Genomic DNA, 16,696 nt, shown 5'->3' on the forward strand with positions numbered 1-16,696 from the left:
ACTTTTTTGTTAGAATATGCCAGTATATTTGAGAGTGTGTGGCTAACTCATAACTAACTTTAATGCTAAGGGCAAGACGTATGATGAATATTTTGGTGATTGGTTCAGGTGGTCGCGAACACGCGCTAGCATGGCAATGTGCAAAAGACGATAAGGTCAATAATGTCTACGTCGCGCCTGGTAATGCTGGTACAGCGCTTGAACCTAAATGCCAAAACATTGTCCTAGTATCGACAGACGAGAACGCTAGTGAACATAGTGCAATCATCGATTTTTGCCAAAACAATGCCATTGACATGGTCATTGTTGGACCAGAAGCGCCTTTGGTCATTGGTATCGTTGATGCTTGCCGCGATGCTGGGATTCAAGCGTGGGGACCAACAGCATACTGTGCGCAGTTAGAAGGCTCCAAAACCTTTGCCAAAGAATTCATGGAACAAAACAATATCCCTACCGCAGCCTACAAAGGCTTCACCGAAGCGGTGGCAGCCAAAGCTTATATCGATGAACAAGGTGCACCCATCGTTATCAAAGCTGATGGCCTTGCCGCTGGTAAAGGGGTCATCGTTGCAGAAACCATCGAACAGGCATATGAGGCCATCGATGACATGCTTGCGGACAATAAGTTTGGTGATGCAGGCAGCCGCGTGGTGATTGAGCAGTTTTTGCAAGGTGAAGAAGCCAGCTTTATCTGCATGATTGATGGTAAAAATATCTTGCCAATGGCAACAAGCCAAGACCATAAACGGGCTTTTGAAGGCGATACAGGTCCGAACACAGGCGGTATGGGAGCATACTCTCCTGCGCCAGTAGTCACTCAAGATGTCCATGAAAAAGTCATGACCCAAGTCATTCAACCAGTGGTTGATGCAATGAATAATGCGGGTCACCCCTATACGGGATTTTTATATGCAGGTCTCATGATTGATGAAGCAGGTGACCCTTATGTGATCGAATTTAACTGCCGTTTTGGTGATCCAGAAACTCAGCCTATCCTAATGCGTTTACAATCATCAATGGTAGATTTGGTGGCACAAGGTCTAGCAGGACAGTTGCCTAGTGATGCTCAATGGGACAGCCGCCCTGCCCTCGGTATCGTCATTGCTTCAAAAGGCTATCCTGAAACATCATCAAAAGGTGATGTAATTGCTGGCTTGCCAGAACTAGATGACAATAATGACAACGCTGTCAAAGTCTTCCATGCGGGCACTGCTTTTTCTGACAGTGATGCCATAGACCGTGAAAAAGAAGTGGTGACGAATGGCGGACGTGTATTATGCGTGACTGCTCTTGCAGATAGTATTTCAGATGCTCAGCAAGCCGCACTTGCGGTAACAGGTGCGATTAGTTTTGATGGTGCACAGTATCGCCGTGATATTGGTCATCATGCCATTGCTCGTGAAAACAGTTAAAAATCAATATTACTCAGGCGAGAACTGTTCGCAGTTTTAGTCTGATACACCAAATTACTCTTAGCTTTTATGATTCGACCTAGCATCATGCTAGGTCTTATTTTTTGATATTATTTTTTACGAAGTTATAATCTGCAAATATATACTGCGGCTTACAAAGTAACTGCTATTGGCAAGCTTAGGCTCATCAACCAAATGTGCTTTATATGATACAATTTTGTACCCGTACATCGCATCTCCCTTGTATTGTAGGTTTTGAACCCACAAATCAATACCAACTGGATGAATGATTATATTTATGGCAAATGATACGTCTAAACCTTCTAGCACCAAGCAATCCATCGATAACTTAAAAACCTCAGGGTTTGATAGACGAATGTCGATTGCCAAAACTTCCTTAAATATTGGTCGCCGCTGGGCGGGTAATAGTGTGTCTGGCATGTTCTTAAATAAAGAAGCTCGTACAGCACGTAACCAAGTATTTATGGAAGCCCAAGCGAACTACCTCGCAGAAGAGCTAGGTAAGCTAAAAGGTTCGGTCGTCAAAATTGGTCAAATGCTAGCGATTTATGGCGAACATATTTTACCACCAGAAATCACCCGTGCCTTGCAAACGCTCAATGACGATACCGCTACGTTATCATGGCCAACCATGCAACAAACGCTGCAGCAATTATTGGGTGAAAAACTACATGAATTAGATGTCGATACGGTTCCTATAGGTACTGCGTCTCTCGCGCAAGTTCATCGCGCTACGGTAATTGCAACTGGCGAGCAAGTTGTATTAAAAATTCAGTATCCGGGTGTTGCTGATGCGATCAACTCAGATCTTGCTTTATTTAAGCAACTATTAAGAGTAAGTAATATCGTTCCGCAGACCCGTTCGCTCGATGCTTGGTTCGAAGAGATACGTGACCTACTCCATCATGAAGTGGACTATGAAGCTGAAGCCGCGACGACAGAACGGTTTTATGACCGTCTGAGTAATGATCCGCGTTACATAGTCCCCAAGATTAATCGCACTTATTCCAAAAAGCGCCTACTCTGTATGTCTTATGAGCCAGGTATTACCGTAGTTTCTGAGGCATTACAATTATTACCTCATGAGCGTCGTAACGCTATTGGTCAGGCAGCCATCGAAATCATGATGCAAGAGATTTTTGTGTGGGGTGAAATGCAGACGGACCCCAACTTTGGTAATTATCTGGTTCGTGTCAGTGAAAATGAAGGCGATATCGATAAATTAGTATTATTAGATTTTGGTGCTATTCGTCAATTTGATAACAACCTTTTGACCATTGCGCATGGCTTACTAAAAGCTGGTTACCGCCATGACCATCAGGCGATGATGCTTGCGATGACTGGTTATGACTTCTTTGATAGTATGAGTGATAAAGTACGCTCTGATATGGCGTCGCTATTTTTATTGGCAACCGAACCGTTTAGTGATCCAGCGACCAATCCTGATATTCCTAGCGATTGTCTAGATAAGGACGACCGTTATATTTGGGCGAACAGCAAACTTCATTCTCGCCTTTCAACACAAGCCACAAAAGCAATGCAGTCTTTTGAGTTTAACTTACCACCAAAAGAATTTATGTTTATCAGTCGAAAATTTATTGGTGCTTATACCTTTTTGACGGTGCTTGACGCTTATACTGATTCCGATACCTTAGTAAAACCTTATTTATAGTTTTGAATAGCAAGTAATTTTTGAACCGCCTCTTTGTGGCGGTTTTATTTTTTATTGTTTTATTTGCTTAGGCTATTTAACTTAATGCACAATATCCGCCTGCCACTCATCAAACCTAGTTTTATAATCCTCCGGCTTACACATATTAAGCTCCCAGCATACCTCTCCACGGGCTAAATATTTTATTTCAAAATGCGTGCGCTGACTGTCATCAGCGACTTGATAGCGCTCATTAGGCAACGACCATATCTCCTTTGCTTGCTGTTCTGCATTATTTATATAGGCTTCGATGTTGGTTACTAGTACCACCTCTCCACCTACTTGCAAGCGTGACAATAAAAACTCGAAAAAAGGCATGTTTAGCCATTGCTGGTTGGGATTATGCTGTTCAGGATTGGGGTACAGAATGAAAATCTTACTGACACTATTGGGTTTAATGGCATGCACAATCCATGCGATCGCATCAGCATGAATGGCAGTTAAATTCGGTGAATCTTGTAGCACTGCCAGTTTGGCAAAAGCGTCAAATTTATTACGCGTACGTTCGATCGCAATCAGGTGCTTATCGGTATTTTTTGCGGCGAAACCAAGCGCATGCTTACCCTTCCCTGCACCAATTTCTAATATCAAAGGGACAGCGCTTTTATTGTCGTGGATGATATTTGGCATAATAAAATCACGTGGTGCTGAAAGCTTTTCTGGTTGAAATGCTCGCTGTTGCTGATGTGTAAGCTCAATATTATCGGTCATCTACTATCCTTAAAGTATTTGTCTTTTGCCATTATTCGGGCGCATGCTATTATATAGCCAATCCACTTCAATAGTAATATGGCGACAGCGAGTAACGCGCTATCGTAGTCTATCAAGCGCGTACGAGATGAAAATAGATGTAATTACCGACTGCCGCTCGCTAATGATGTTCATCATACAAATAAATCGAGGATACTCCCACCCTTATCATGACTGAATCTATCCCCCACACCTCCCCTAAAACCTATCCTTGCCCACGTTGTGGCACTAAAACAGCATGGCAAGACAATAAATACAAGCCGTTTTGTAGCAGTCAATGCAAACTTATCGACTTAGGTGCATGGGCAAATGAAGACTATACCTTACCTGCAGAAACCACGCCTTTTTCTGACGAGCTATAATCAACACCTTCTCTTTTAACTAATTTATCATCTTAAGGATGTTTTATATGTCTGCTACTTATCTAATGCCCACTTATAACCGTCAGCCAATCAGCTTTACGCATGGTTCAGGCAGCTGGCTATATACCAAAGGTGACACACCTTATTTAGATGCGCTGACTGGTATTGCCGTATGCGGTCTAGGGCATTGCCACCCGCAAGTGACTGACGCCATTCAGCAGCAAGCAGCGACTTTAGTACATACCAGTAATTTATTCGGTATCGACTGGCAAGAGCGTGCGGGTGAAGTTCTATGTACAGCCGCCCAAATGGACAGTGTGTTCTTTGCTAATAGTGGTGCTGAAGCGAACGAGGCGGCTCTTAAATTGGCGCGTCTATATGCCTATCAGCAAGGTTTTAAACGCCCAAAAGTCATCGTTATGGAGCAGTCATTCCATGGTCGTACCTTACTATCATTGTCAGCCACCGCCAACCCAAAAGCCCGTGAAGGGTTTTACACATTAGATGATGACTTTATCCGTGTACCCTTTGGCGATATTGCCGCGATTAAGCAAGCCGCGCAAGATCATGATGAAATTTGCGCCATCTTTGTAGAGCCTATTCAAGGTGAAGGGGGTTTAAATACTGCTGCTAACGGATTTACGTATCTTGAAGAACTACAAGCAGAGTGTGAAGCCCATAACTGGTTATTTATGCTGGATGAAGTGCAAACAGGTAATGGCCGTACGGGTAAATACTTCGCTTATCAACATAGTAATGCGCGTCCTGATGTATTGACGACAGCTAAGGGCTTGGGTAACGGTTTTCCAGTAGGCGCATGTATGGTACGTGGCCGCGCTAATGGTCTGTTTGGTGCTGGTAGCCATGGCTCTACTTATGGCGGCACGCCGCTAGCCAGTCGTGTGGTACATAGCGTATATGACGTATTGGCTAACAGTGATATCATGACCAATGCCGTAACCGAAGGGCTGTTTATTCGTGAGACGCTGGTCGATACACTAGGACAATACGGCGTCAGCAGTCGTGGTGCAGGTATGATGATTGGTATCGCTTTGCCTGAAGACATGGACTGTAGTCAGTTGGTTGATCGTGCGCGTGATGAGCAAAAGCTAATCATCAATGTCACTGGTGGGCATGTTGTGCGCTTGCTACCGCCGCTTAATATGAGCCGCGATGAGAGCACACAAGTGGCTGAGCGTTTGATTGACTTGCTAAAACCATCATTTTAAATGATTGGTCACACTAAACGCTAACACTAAAAAAGCCTATAGATAATATGTCTATAGGCTTTTTGCTTTTAGAGGTTTTAAACTACTCTCTATGGTGCGTTATTCAAACGTCACTTAATTGGCATGAAAGTACTTTTTTAACACCTCTAAACAGCGAGTGATTTTGGCTGGCTGTTGATCACGGTTTAAGGTGACGGCATATAGTACAAAACTTGGTAATTGATAACCGGTCAACACTTCGACCAAGTCACCATTTTCAAGCTCTTTTTTGATGTCCATTTCCATCATTCTAACCAAGCCATGACCTTCTTTTGCCAAGGTGGTCGCCATAAAGACATTATTGGTATAAATGCGTGAATTCATTTTCGTACGCGTCTTTTTACCCGTTTCTGTCTGAATGAGATCAATTTGATTGGCATCTTTCATGATTTCAATACAAATCAGCTGATGGTCAGCCAAATCTTTAGGAGTCTGCAGTTTGGTATGTTGGCGTAGGTACTGCGGTGAAGCAACCAACATTTGGCGCACATCGGTCAATGGATGACTGCTGAGGCTCGAGTCATTAATCGATGGACTCATACGAATCGCAATATCGATCCGCTCATCAATCATGTCAATATAGTGGTTGTCTGCTAGATAGGTAATGCTAAGATCATCATGTGCCGCCATCCACGTAGAGAGTGCCGGCAAAATGTGATTAACGCCAAGCTCCGGTGTTGTCGCCACTCGTAAGCTGCCTGCCAACTCATCACGTAACTGATTGACCTTAATCCGCCCTTGCTCAGCAGCACTTACCACATCCTTTGCGGCTTCATAAAAGCTTTCGCCAGCTTCTGTTAAGCTCAGCTTACGAGTTGAGCGGTGTAATAGCACGACGCCCAGCTCATTTTCTAATGAGCGGATTTGCTGACTGACTGCACTGGTTGTAATGCCAAGCTCACGAGCAGAGCCACTAAAAGAGCCATGTCCAACCACACTGGCGAACACAGCCATACCGCGTAAATTATCCAACATATTCTCACCTAAACTTCATTTCAGTTTTTAATATAACTTAACCATTATAGCGAATCTTAATTTATTTTATCGTTATTAAATATTTCTCTCTTGTTTAAAAAAGCCCATTTACTCTGCAATAAAAACAAAAATATCAAGGCGATAGTACAACATCGCCTTGATATTTTATATGAAAGTTGTATTTAATAACTATATAGACTTTTAAATAATTTTAACAACAGTTTTTCTGACTGTTTAATACAACTGAACCTTACCCATTTTTCCTTCACCGCGCTCATTCAAATACTGCATCACAGGCGTAGCAAGCAGTCTTGCTTCTGCAACCGTCTTGGCTTGCACCAAGCGCTTTTGTTGGCGACGCTCAGGCGTCTTATCCTCTGCTTGCATGACGCTGCCATCGATTTGTAAGTCAATTTCTGCTTGAGTGAACTGCTGTTGCAGTTTAGCCGCTAATTGCTGAAAAGTGGTTTGTAAATGCCGACTATCTACACTTGTTATAAATATTGCCTTGCCATTACATAAGCCCGTCATCATGCCTTGACGCGCAAGTGCTAATTCGTCTTGAGCCAATATCTCCGCTTCACGAGCCGTTTGTAGCCAATAATCCCATTTTTCTGGTGTCCACTCACCTAGCAGTTCTTGCGGTGAGCAACGCAGCAAAGTACGAGGATCATCAAGTTGCGTTGTTAACTGAGAATTATTTGCATCAGGCTCAACAACGGGTTCAGGCTCAACAACGGGTTCAGGCTCAACAACGGGTTCAGGCTCAACAACGGGTTCAGGCTCAACAACGGGTTCAGGGTTAGTAACTAATACATCATGATTTTTCTCAGAATTTTGAGCCAAACTTGGCTCAAAATTGTTATAGGTTTTGACTTGCAAATCATCATTATCTCGTGCTTGATAATCAACGCCATAAGACTGTAATGGCGGTGCAGAAGCCGATTGGCTATTCGATGATTGTGTAGAAGGTGTAGATGTCCCATCTTCTATAGCTGGTACTTCAGGTGATACAGAGCCAGCATAAGTATGATTTAATATCTCATCGACTGGCAATGGACGAAATGCTAGCAGACGTAAAATGCACATTTCCAGCGCTTGCATTGGTGTGCTCGCAAGCTTAACACCTTCACGTGCTTGCACGACAATCTCATAATACAGTTGCAGAACGTCTGGACTCATATCCTGCGCAAGCGTGTTAATATCTTGCGCCTGTGCCTCATTTACATTTAATGCCACTTCAGGCAACAGCTGAGTCAACGCCAATTGATGCAGTAATTCAGTAAGACCATCAAACATGCTAGTTGCATCAACCATTTGCGCGCGCATTTGTTCTATATGAGCCGCGACAGCAGATTTGTCATGGTTATAGATATCAGTAATTAAACTGACCAGATCAGCCGCATCAATTGAACCAAGCATGGCGTTTACAGTGACATCATCGAGCGCGCCTTGACCAAAAGCAATGGCCTGATCGGTCAATGACAACGCATCACGTACCGAGCCTTTGGCGGCGCTGGCTAACTGCCAGAGCGCAGGCTGTGTATAACCCACCTGCTCTTGGGTAAGAACATTTGCCAAATGCTCGCTGAGTAGCGTTTGCGGTAGCGGACGCAACACAAACTGCAAACAGCGCGAAATAATGGTAATCGGCAATTTTTGCGGATCAGTCGTGGCAAGTAAGAACTTTACATGCTCAGGGGGCTCTTCCAAAGTTTTAAGAAGCGCATTAAAACTGTGTGTGGACAACATATGTACTTCATCAATCAGGTATACTTTATAACGCCCCTGACTTGGCGCATAAGGTACATTATCCAGCAACTCTCGTGTGTCTTCTACTTTGGTACGGGATGCCGCATCAATCTCGATAAGATCGATAAATCGCCCTTGATCGATTGCCACGCAGTTATCACACACACCGCAAGGCGTACTAGTGATACCCGTATCGCAGTTCAAACATTTAGATAAGATACGCGCAATTGTGGTCTTACCCACACCGCGTGTGCCAGTAAAGAGGTAAGCATGATGCAGGCGATTATAATCAATCGCATTAATCAATGCTTGAGAAACATGCGTTTGCCCAATCAACTCGTGAAAGTTTCTGGGACGGTATTTGCGCGCTAAAACTTGATATTGCTGCGTCATAATAAATGCCAATGTGAATAATACAAATATAGATGGAGTGTCAAACCAGTAAGCTATATTAGGTTCAGATTATAACTGCGCTTGAAGTTGTGCTAAACGTTCGTATAAGCGCTGAGTATTGGCGTCAATCACTGAGCCTTTTTGATAAAAGGCATCCAAATGCACCTCTGTATTGACGCTATCATCACAAGGTCTAAACTCCACGCCAATCAAAAACAAATCATCCATCACTGGATCCTGCATTTGAGCATTGAGCTCCAACAACAAGTCTTGTTGAGACGTGCGCACCTTGTCAGCACTCAGCGAACTATTATCATCTTGCGCATAGAAAACCAGCAGATAATGGCGTCCAAACACGTGATAAGAGTGCTCATGACAAACATAACCATTCCAGCGAGAGTCTTGATCCATCGTTTTGTAAGCTAATATTTTTTCAACCAAACAAGCGTAAGTATACATTGACTCATCGACCAAAATATCAACCAGCTCTTTTGGTAGGGGTTGACCTGCCTCATAATAATTTTTGATCAAACTATTAAACAGCTTGTACCACATTCGAGTATTTTTCTGAATCTCAGCCATGAGTGCTTTGGCAAATACTGCCTGATCTGGTTCTGTAGCTTTGAGCAAGCGTTGCTCAATCTGATCGATCAACTGGTTATCAATCAATTGCTCTTGCACCCTAATTGCTCTTGCACCCTAATCGCTCTTTGATGAAAGTCAGGCGACTGTAAAAACTGGGTAAGTAATGTCGACTCGTCTTGGAATGACTCAAACCCTGTCAGCTGGCTGCGATGAAAGTCTAAAAATGCAGACAAATCGCTTGGCGTAACTAATTGACTGATGATATCGACAAAGTTTTGATGGCTAAATACCTGTAAGACACTCTGCTCATCATCCAGATCTAAAACACAGTCTTCAGCAAAAAACTGACTACCATATTCATAATCAACCGTATGCGAGGATGCTTGTGATTTGTCATCTTGATGTGTAACAGACAGTGACGTCAAACCAATGAAATAAACATCCTTACCAGCTGTCGAGGTATTACTTTCTGCCATCGATCTATCGTTTTTTAGATAAAGCTGAGCATGACGCTTGATTAGTTGGTTGACGACTTCTTTTCTCCACTCACAAACTTGAGCGCTGTCTACTTTTTGCCTACTCGCTTGCATCACCACATCATTGACGATCAAATAAATGATAGCGCCAGAAAACTCAAAAACGAAATTATAACCTTGAAACTGCTCAGGATTGGTTGTTTTATCTGCTAATAACTCATACAAAGATAAGAAACTTCGTTGAATCATTTTTTGCCAAAGTGAGGGTGACGCGTGCTGAGTATCCATGATGTCCCTATAAATGAGGTCTCATAAAGAATCTGGGACCATTCCATTGAAAGCAAAAGAGCTTTCTTATGTTCAGTTTAGTCCCAGCATGGATTTATGGCAAGTAAACCAGTTTTAGCTTTCTAACTTGCGGCGCATATGCGGGAACAAAATCACATCACGGATACTGGCCGAATCGGTAAACAACATCACTAAACGGTCAATACCGATACCTTCACCTGCGGTTGGTGGTAAGCCATAAGACAGCGCTTCGATGTATTCTTCATCAAAATGCATCGCTTCATCATCACCAGCGTCTTTTTCAGCGACTTGTCCACGGAAGCGTTCTGCCTGATCAGCAGGATCATTAAGCTCGCTAAAGCCGTTTGCCAGTTCACGACCACCGATGAATAGCTCAAAACGATCGGTGATTTCAGGATTATCATCACTACGGCGTGCTAGTGGTGACGTTTCCGCTGGATATTCAGTGATGAACGTTGGCTGACGCAATTGGTGTTCAGCGGTTTCTTCAAAGATAATGGTCTGTAGTTTGCCCACACCAAACACCTCTTTCACTTGCTGTTTAAGCGTTGTCGAGGCGTACTCTGCTAGATATTCACGGTCATTGATACGTGCCATATCGAAATTTTCGGCATATTTCGCAATTGCATCAGACATAGACAAACGTATAAATGGCGCTTTTAAACTGATGGCTTCTTCTTGATAAGTAATCTCAGTCGTGCCCAAAATATCCATCGCCAATTCATTAAATAAGCGTTCGGTCAAATCCATCAAGTCATGATAATCAGCATAGGCTTGATAAAATTCAATCATGGTAAATTCAGGATTATGGCGAGTTGATACACCTTCGTTACGAAAGCTGCGGTTAATCTCGAACACTCTTTCAAAACCACCAACAACTAAGCGCTTCAAGTAAAGCTCAGGCGCGATACGCAGATATAAAGGCATATCTAGAGCGTTATGATGCGTCACAAACGGACGTGCCACCGCACCACCTGGGATAGGATGCATCATCGGCGTCTCAACTTCCATGAAACGCTCATTTAACATAAACTTGCGAATGCCGCTAATGACTTGACTGCGAATCATAAAGGTATCACGAGTCGTCTCATTGGTCATCAAATCAAGATGACGATTACGATAGCGAGCTTCGACATCGGCTAAGCCATGAAACTTGTTTGGCATTGGACGTAGCGCTTTAGTCAACAACTGAAACTCTTCGATATGCACATATAAGTCGCCCTTGCCTGAGCGACCGATATAGCCTGATACGCCAACAATATCACCCAAATCTAATGATTTAATGGTCGCTAACGTCTCTGGATCCAACTCTTTGCGTGCAACATATAACTGAATGCGACCCGTCATGTCTTGAATAACAATAAAGGCACCACGGTTCAGCATGACGCGACCTGCCACGTTGACCTGTGTTTTTTCGCCATTCGCCGCTTTTTCTTCAATTTCTTGTTTTGAGATGCCGTCAAAGGCGGTTTGCAAATCTTGCGCATAATCAGTACGTTTAAATGTATTTGGATACGGCTGTTTGCCTGAAGCACTGATATCGTCTAGCTTGGCTTGCAGCTGAGCAATTAGCTCGTTAGCGTCTTCTGGGGCTTGCTCTTGATTCTGATTGTTGTGCTTTGACATAACACTCTCAATATTGTTAGGTAATTAAATGGAATAAACGAAAACTGCAAAATTAAATCTATACTTATTATCATGGTCGATAGCCGTAAAAAAACAGCTATAAACAAACAGACACTGTCATCTAGACAGTGTCACGCTTTTATGAATTAATGGATTCACGACCAGCTATTGAGCCTCTAGTCATTAATATCCTGATGGTTACTAATCACCACCGCCGATACTCGCCATCAAATCAGCTTGATGCTCACGCAACAGTGCATCAAGAATCTCATCCAAGTCGCCTTCCATAATGGCATCAAGCTTGTATAACGTCAGGTTGATACGATGATCGGTCATGCGACCTTGTGGGAAATTATAAGTGCGAATACGTTCTGAGCGATCGCCACTGCCCACCAAATCACGGCGTATGGTGTCTGCTGCATCAACTTGCGCCTGTACTTTGACTTGCTGGATCTTTGAAATCAGCATTTTCATCGCTTGCGCACGGTTTTTGTGCTGGCTACGCTCTTGTTGACACTCTACCACGGTACCCGTTGGAATGTGGGTCAAACGTACGGCTGAGTCAGTGGTGTTAACGTGCTGACCACCCGCACCGCTTGAACGGAAAGTGTCAAAGCGGATATCGGCTGGATTTAGATCTACTGTATCATCAATCTCAACTTCAGGCATCACCGCCACGGTACAAGCTGAGGTATGCACGCGACCTTGGCTTTCGGTTTCAGGCACACGCTGCACACGGTGTACGCCAGATTCAAACTTTAAACGCCCATACACGCTGTTGCCTGATACGCGAGTGATGATTTCTTTATAACCGCCATGCTCGCCTTCACTTGCCGACAGCACTTCCACTGTCCAGCCTTGTGTCTGCGCGTATTTTTGGTACATACGGAACAAGTCACCAGAGAAAATCGCGGCTTCATCACCACCTGTACCCGCTCGAATTTCCAAGAAAGCAGGCACTTTATCATTTGGATCTTTCGGTAGCATCATGACATTGAGCGCCTCTTCCATCTCTACGATGGTCTCGCGGGCGTTATCAATCTCTTCTTGCATCATCTCTTTCATGTCAGGATCTGATGCATCAGCCAGCATAGCCTCTGCATCAGCCTGATCCGTTTCTGCACGCACATAGTTCTGCCATAAAGTAGTGATATCCATCAAGTCGCTGTGCTCGACAGACAATTCACGGAATTTATTATTATCGCTGATGATACTAGGATCTGATAATAAGGCGGTGACCTCTTCATAACGGTCTACCATCTGGTCTAAACGCAGGCGTAAGGATTCTTTCATAAAAGGACTTTTAATTGGATGAGAGGAATAAGACCGTGATTATAGCAAATTTTTCGGGGTAAATTAAAACCTCTACGCATTCTTGTCGATATTCTAAGCATTCTTCCCGTTATATTCGCAAATAGCGCCTCATTCTTGAATAATATATTGCTTAAATAATATGATTAAATGCTCATAACAAAAATAACAGACAAAAAAAATAGCTAAGATTGCTCATAGCTATTTTTTATTAGAGCGTGTCCTCATTTTGAAAGTGCTAATAAAATTGAGGACACGCCCTAGTCACAGGTCTTACTTTAAAAATTAAACCTTACGCACCAACACTGAACCGATAGAGTAACCCGCACCAAATGAGCAAATCACACCCAAATCACCTGATGCCAGCTCATCTTTATAGCGATGGAAAACAATCATCGGACTGGCTGAACTGGTGTTAGCAAATTCAGCAATGACACTTGGCACAATCGCTTTATCTGCTTCTTTACCAATCACAGTACGTAGAATTAAATCCAACATATTGGCGTTGGCTTGGTGCAGCCACATCATTTTAACGTCAGACGTTGCGATATCGTTTTCTTGCAAATGCTCAGTGATGACTTCTGAAACCTTTGGACAGACTTCACGGAACACTTTTCGACCATTTTGTAAGAATAGCTTGTCGGTAACAGGCTCTTTAATGTCTGGATACATCTCAGTCTGTGCCGCTAAGAACTCTGAGCGATCCATAAAGCCGTATTCGTTTTTGATATTGGTCGAAAACTGGGTAAATAGCTTAGAGTTCAGAATCTCATAACCTTTTGGCGTGTCTAGCTCTTCGACGATAGATGCTGTTGCGACATCGCCAAAGATAAAGTGGCTGTCACGGTTACGCCAGTTCAGATGCGCTGAGGTGATCTCAACGTTGACCACAGCGATGCGCTTAGCCAGACCAGAAACGATAGAACCGTGTGCTTGCGATAGACCAAAAGTCGCGGCGCTACAAGCAACGTTCATATCATAAGCAAAACCACCAATCATACCGATTGCATTTTGAATCTCGATAGCGACCGCAGGATAAGTACGCTGAAAGTTTGAACAGGCAAGAATGATACCATCTAGGTCATTCGCCTCAAGACCCGCATCTGCTAGCGCGTCTTTCAAAGCCGCAGTACCCATTTCTGCCATGATAGACAGCTCTTCACCTAAATGACGATAAGGAATCACTGGTGCCATGATTTCAGGATCTAAAATACCATCCTTTTCCATCACATAACGTGATTTGATACCAGATACTTTTTCGATAAAGGCCGCTGAAGAAGGCTCTAGGGCAGTCAAAGTTCCTGCTGCTATCTCGTCAGCATGCTTTGCATTATAATTCTCAACATACTTATTAAATGAATCTACTAGCTCTTCATTACTGATGCTATAAGGCGGAATATACAGGCCAGTGCCTGTGATACAAGTCGTCATGATAAGCTTCCTTGTCTACTACTATAGGGCTTGGGATAAGCATAAAAGTGGAAAAATAACAGTCGTTTGATTTCAGTGAATAACTGTAAACTTAAAATCAGAGCCTTTATTATGCCTGAATATAATTATTTTTCTAATACTTTGTTACAAATAATCTGTTTGTTGCGAAAAATAAGCAAAGTCCTGACTTCATTTTGGAGCAGCTACGTTATAATTGGCGTACTTTGCTAGCGACGCGTTCACAGTTCGAGCTCATAAAACTGCGAGACATAAACCCGCTCATATTTGGGAATACTCATGGTAGAAATTTTTAACTGGTTATTTGGACAATACGCTGACTATCCCACCGTCTTTATTGCTCTCGAATTGATTGCCGTCATATTTGGGGTAGCAAGTGTCTTACTCGCCAGCAGAACCAATATTTTGGTATTTCCGATAGGTCTCGTCAGCACCGCTATATTTGTCTATCTGTTGTGGAAATGGCAGTTATTTGGCGATATGTTTATCAATGCCTACTATACGGTGATGAGTCTATATGGCTGGATCAATTGGACACAGAGTAAGAAAAACACAGCAATAAAAAAACAGCAAGATTATATCAACCCTACTGGTCAGCAGCAAAATGAGTCGTTAGCAAGCATTAATGCCCAGAATGCTATTCAAGTAGAACATCTCGATAAAAAAGATGTGCCAATACTCGCCTTACTAGCCTCGGCAACTATTGCCTTTGTTGCGTTGGTGTATTACTTCAGACCAGTCATCAATAATAACTTTAGCTTTGATGGCGCGGTATTAGGTTTGCATTTATTTACGTGGGTCGATTACACCGATATGCTGACCACCGCGCTGTTTTTGATGGCGATGTGGCTGATGGCGCGGCGCAAAATTGAGCATTGGATACTCTGGATAATCGCCGATGCTATTTCAGTCCCGCTGTACTTTTATAAAGGTCTCACTTTTACTGCGCTACAATACGTAGTTTTCACTCTTATCGCAATTTGGGCTTACTATGAATGGCAACGACGTTACCGCTTGCAACCTAAAGCAGCATATGCCTAAATCGGTCATCAATGTCGCTATCCTAGGGGCAGAGAGCACTGGTAAGACCACGCTATGTCGCGACTTGGCAGCGCATTTTGGCTGCCCTTGGGTGCCAGAATACATGCGCACCTATCTACAAGCGAAATGGGATAAGGAACACCTCACTTGCACTTGGGAGGATTTACTCCCTATTGCACAAGGTCAAATTGAGTTAGAAAATAAACTCGCTGAACAAGCGGCTCAAAGCGGTTACAACCATTATTTATTTTGTGACACCAGTTTATTTGAGCTAATGGTTTATTCTAATTGGTATTATGGTGATTGCCCTGATGCACTTACCAATGCGGCGTTAACACATCATTATGACTTGATTTTATTAACCGAAGTTGATATCCCATGGGTCGCCGATGACCTAAGAGATAGCCCACATCAACGTGATGAAATCAGTGCTTATTTTGAAAGTCAGCTGACCCGTCACCAAAAGCCATTTCATCGCATAGGTGGTGATAGAGATGAGCGGGTACAACAAGTGCTCGAATGGCTTTCTTAAATCCATCCTATACCACGTTATCAATAAATGACCTACAACCTTTAAGAGCATTAAGAGATGTCCATGCTAAAAAATATTGAACGATACCTAGAAAAAACCATCTTTAACAGCCGCTGGATATTGGCGCCTTTTTATTTAGGGCTGGTCTTAGGGATTATTTTATTATTTATAAAGTTCATTCAAAAAACAGCCATGATGTTTAATACTGTATTTAGCGCTTCTGTATCAGACGTCATTGTTAATATATTAGTGTTGGTCGACCTCTCTTTAGTAGCCAGTTTATTATTAATTATCATATTTAGTGGCTATGAAATATTTGTCTCAAAAATTGATACTGGTGATCACGTTGATCGACCTAGTTGGATGGGCAAAGTAGATTTTTCTGGTCTAAAACTAAAAGTCATCGGTGCCATCGTCGCTATTTCTGCGATTGATCTATTAAAATCGTTTATGGATATTCCTAATGAATTGAGTGAGGGTGAAGCGGACAAACTCATGTGGAAAGTCATCATTCATATGACTTTTGTGTTGTCTGGCTTATTGTTTGCTATTATGGATAAAGTGGTTGGTGATACTAAAAAACACTGATGCCAGAAAATACTAAGGCTTATTTTTTCACACACTCTCCATCGTTCTTACATATTTTTTCTTCATCTCTCCTCTATGATCTTCTTTGAACCTACTGACTGTTATATGCACAGTTTTGGACTAAAGATTCATATG

At 42.8% G+C, this 16,696-nt stretch carries 15 protein-coding genes; 7 read left to right on the forward strand and 8 right to left on the reverse strand.

Going from position 1 to position 16,696, the window contains the following annotated elements; translation table 11 throughout:
* Positions 1–83: 83 nt before the first annotated feature.
* Together purD and C8D84_RS02695 are read left to right on the forward strand one after the other, a co-directional pair.
* Entirely contained in the window at positions 84–1,412 is a 1,329-nt protein-coding gene (purD, locus tag C8D84_RS02690) for a phosphoribosylamine--glycine ligase (protein WP_109590076.1), read from the forward strand.
* Positions 1,413–1,710: 298 nt separating this feature from the next.
* A complete protein-coding gene (locus C8D84_RS02695) occupies positions 1,711–3,105 on the forward strand; it encodes an ABC1 kinase family protein (RefSeq protein WP_109589844.1) in 1,395 nt (464 codons plus the stop codon).
* 81 nt (positions 3,106–3,186) lie between these two features.
* Here the strand turns inward: C8D84_RS02695 and C8D84_RS02700 are convergent, their stop codons facing one another.
* The gene (locus C8D84_RS02700) at positions 3,187–3,855 is read right to left on the reverse strand and encodes a class I SAM-dependent methyltransferase (protein ID WP_109589846.1); all 669 of its coding nucleotides are present in this window, start codon (positions 3,853–3,855) and stop codon (positions 3,187–3,189) included.
* Positions 3,856–4,064: 209 nt separating this feature from the next.
* On the opposite strand from C8D84_RS02700, the gene C8D84_RS02705 reads away from it, so the two are divergent.
* Both C8D84_RS02705 and C8D84_RS02710 read left to right on the forward strand, forming a co-directional pair.
* A complete protein-coding gene (locus tag C8D84_RS02705) occupies positions 4,065–4,256 on the forward strand; it encodes a DNA gyrase inhibitor YacG (protein ID WP_109589848.1) in 192 nt (63 codons plus the stop codon).
* A 47-nt stretch (positions 4,257–4,303) separates the two neighbouring features.
* The gene (locus C8D84_RS02710) at positions 4,304–5,485 is read left to right on the forward strand and encodes an aspartate aminotransferase family protein (protein ID WP_109589850.1); all 1,182 of its coding nucleotides are present in this window, start codon (positions 4,304–4,306) and stop codon (positions 5,483–5,485) included.
* A gap of 114 nt (positions 5,486–5,599) precedes the next feature.
* Here C8D84_RS02710 and C8D84_RS02715 read toward each other — a convergent pair whose 3' ends face one another.
* The 7 genes from C8D84_RS02715 to C8D84_RS02740 form a co-directional block, all read right to left on the reverse strand.
* Positions 5,600–6,499: a LysR family transcriptional regulator gene (locus tag C8D84_RS02715; RefSeq protein WP_045448120.1), complete on the reverse strand. Its 900-nt coding sequence runs from the start codon at positions 6,497–6,499 to the stop codon at positions 5,600–5,602.
* Positions 6,500–6,733: 234 nt separating this feature from the next.
* On the reverse strand, positions 6,734–8,644 hold the full coding sequence (gene dnaX, locus C8D84_RS02720; RefSeq protein ID WP_109589852.1) for a DNA polymerase III subunit gamma/tau: 1,911 nt from the start codon (positions 8,642–8,644) through the stop codon (positions 6,734–6,736).
* A gap of 69 nt (positions 8,645–8,713) precedes the next feature.
* Positions 8,714–9,325, reverse strand: a complete 612-nt coding sequence (locus C8D84_RS13820) for a hypothetical protein (protein WP_228244430.1) — start codon at positions 9,323–9,325, stop codon at positions 8,714–8,716.
* Positions 9,310–9,993 (reverse strand): hypothetical protein, encoded by a 684-nt coding sequence (locus tag C8D84_RS13825; protein WP_228244432.1) that lies wholly within the window; start codon positions 9,991–9,993, stop codon positions 9,310–9,312. The genes C8D84_RS13820 and C8D84_RS13825 overlap by 16 nt, the downstream gene beginning before the upstream one ends.
* Positions 9,994–10,107: 114 nt before the next feature.
* Positions 10,108–11,640 (reverse strand): lysine--tRNA ligase, encoded by a 1,533-nt coding sequence (lysS, locus tag C8D84_RS02730; RefSeq protein ID WP_109589854.1) that lies wholly within the window; start codon positions 11,638–11,640, stop codon positions 10,108–10,110.
* Positions 11,641–11,841: 201 nt separating this feature from the next.
* Entirely contained in the window at positions 11,842–12,933 is a 1,092-nt protein-coding gene (gene prfA, locus C8D84_RS02735) for a peptide chain release factor 1 (protein WP_055125440.1), read from the reverse strand.
* 303 nt (positions 12,934–13,236) lie between these two features.
* A complete protein-coding gene (locus tag C8D84_RS02740) occupies positions 13,237–14,382 on the reverse strand; it encodes a beta-ketoacyl-ACP synthase III (protein WP_060491083.1) in 1,146 nt (381 codons plus the stop codon).
* 297 nt (positions 14,383–14,679) lie between these two features.
* Between C8D84_RS02740 and pnuC the strand changes: the two genes are divergently transcribed.
* From pnuC to C8D84_RS02755, 3 genes are all read left to right on the forward strand, one after another.
* Positions 14,680–15,441 (forward strand): nicotinamide riboside transporter PnuC, encoded by a 762-nt coding sequence (pnuC, locus tag C8D84_RS02745; RefSeq protein ID WP_109589856.1) that lies wholly within the window; start codon positions 14,680–14,682, stop codon positions 15,439–15,441.
* Entirely contained in the window at positions 15,434–15,973 is a 540-nt protein-coding gene (locus C8D84_RS02750; protein WP_228244434.1) for an AAA family ATPase, read from the forward strand. The genes pnuC and C8D84_RS02750 overlap by 8 nt, the downstream gene beginning before the upstream one ends.
* A 63-nt stretch (positions 15,974–16,036) precedes the next feature.
* Complete coding sequence (locus tag C8D84_RS02755; protein WP_045453071.1) at positions 16,037–16,561, forward strand: TIGR00645 family protein; 525 nt, start codon at positions 16,037–16,039, stop codon at positions 16,559–16,561.
* Positions 16,562–16,696: the final 135 nt, after the last annotated feature.

The sequence above is a fragment of the Psychrobacter immobilis genome (assembly GCF_003148585.1).
GTDB classification, from domain to species: domain Bacteria; phylum Pseudomonadota; class Gammaproteobacteria; order Pseudomonadales; family Moraxellaceae; genus Psychrobacter; species Psychrobacter immobilis.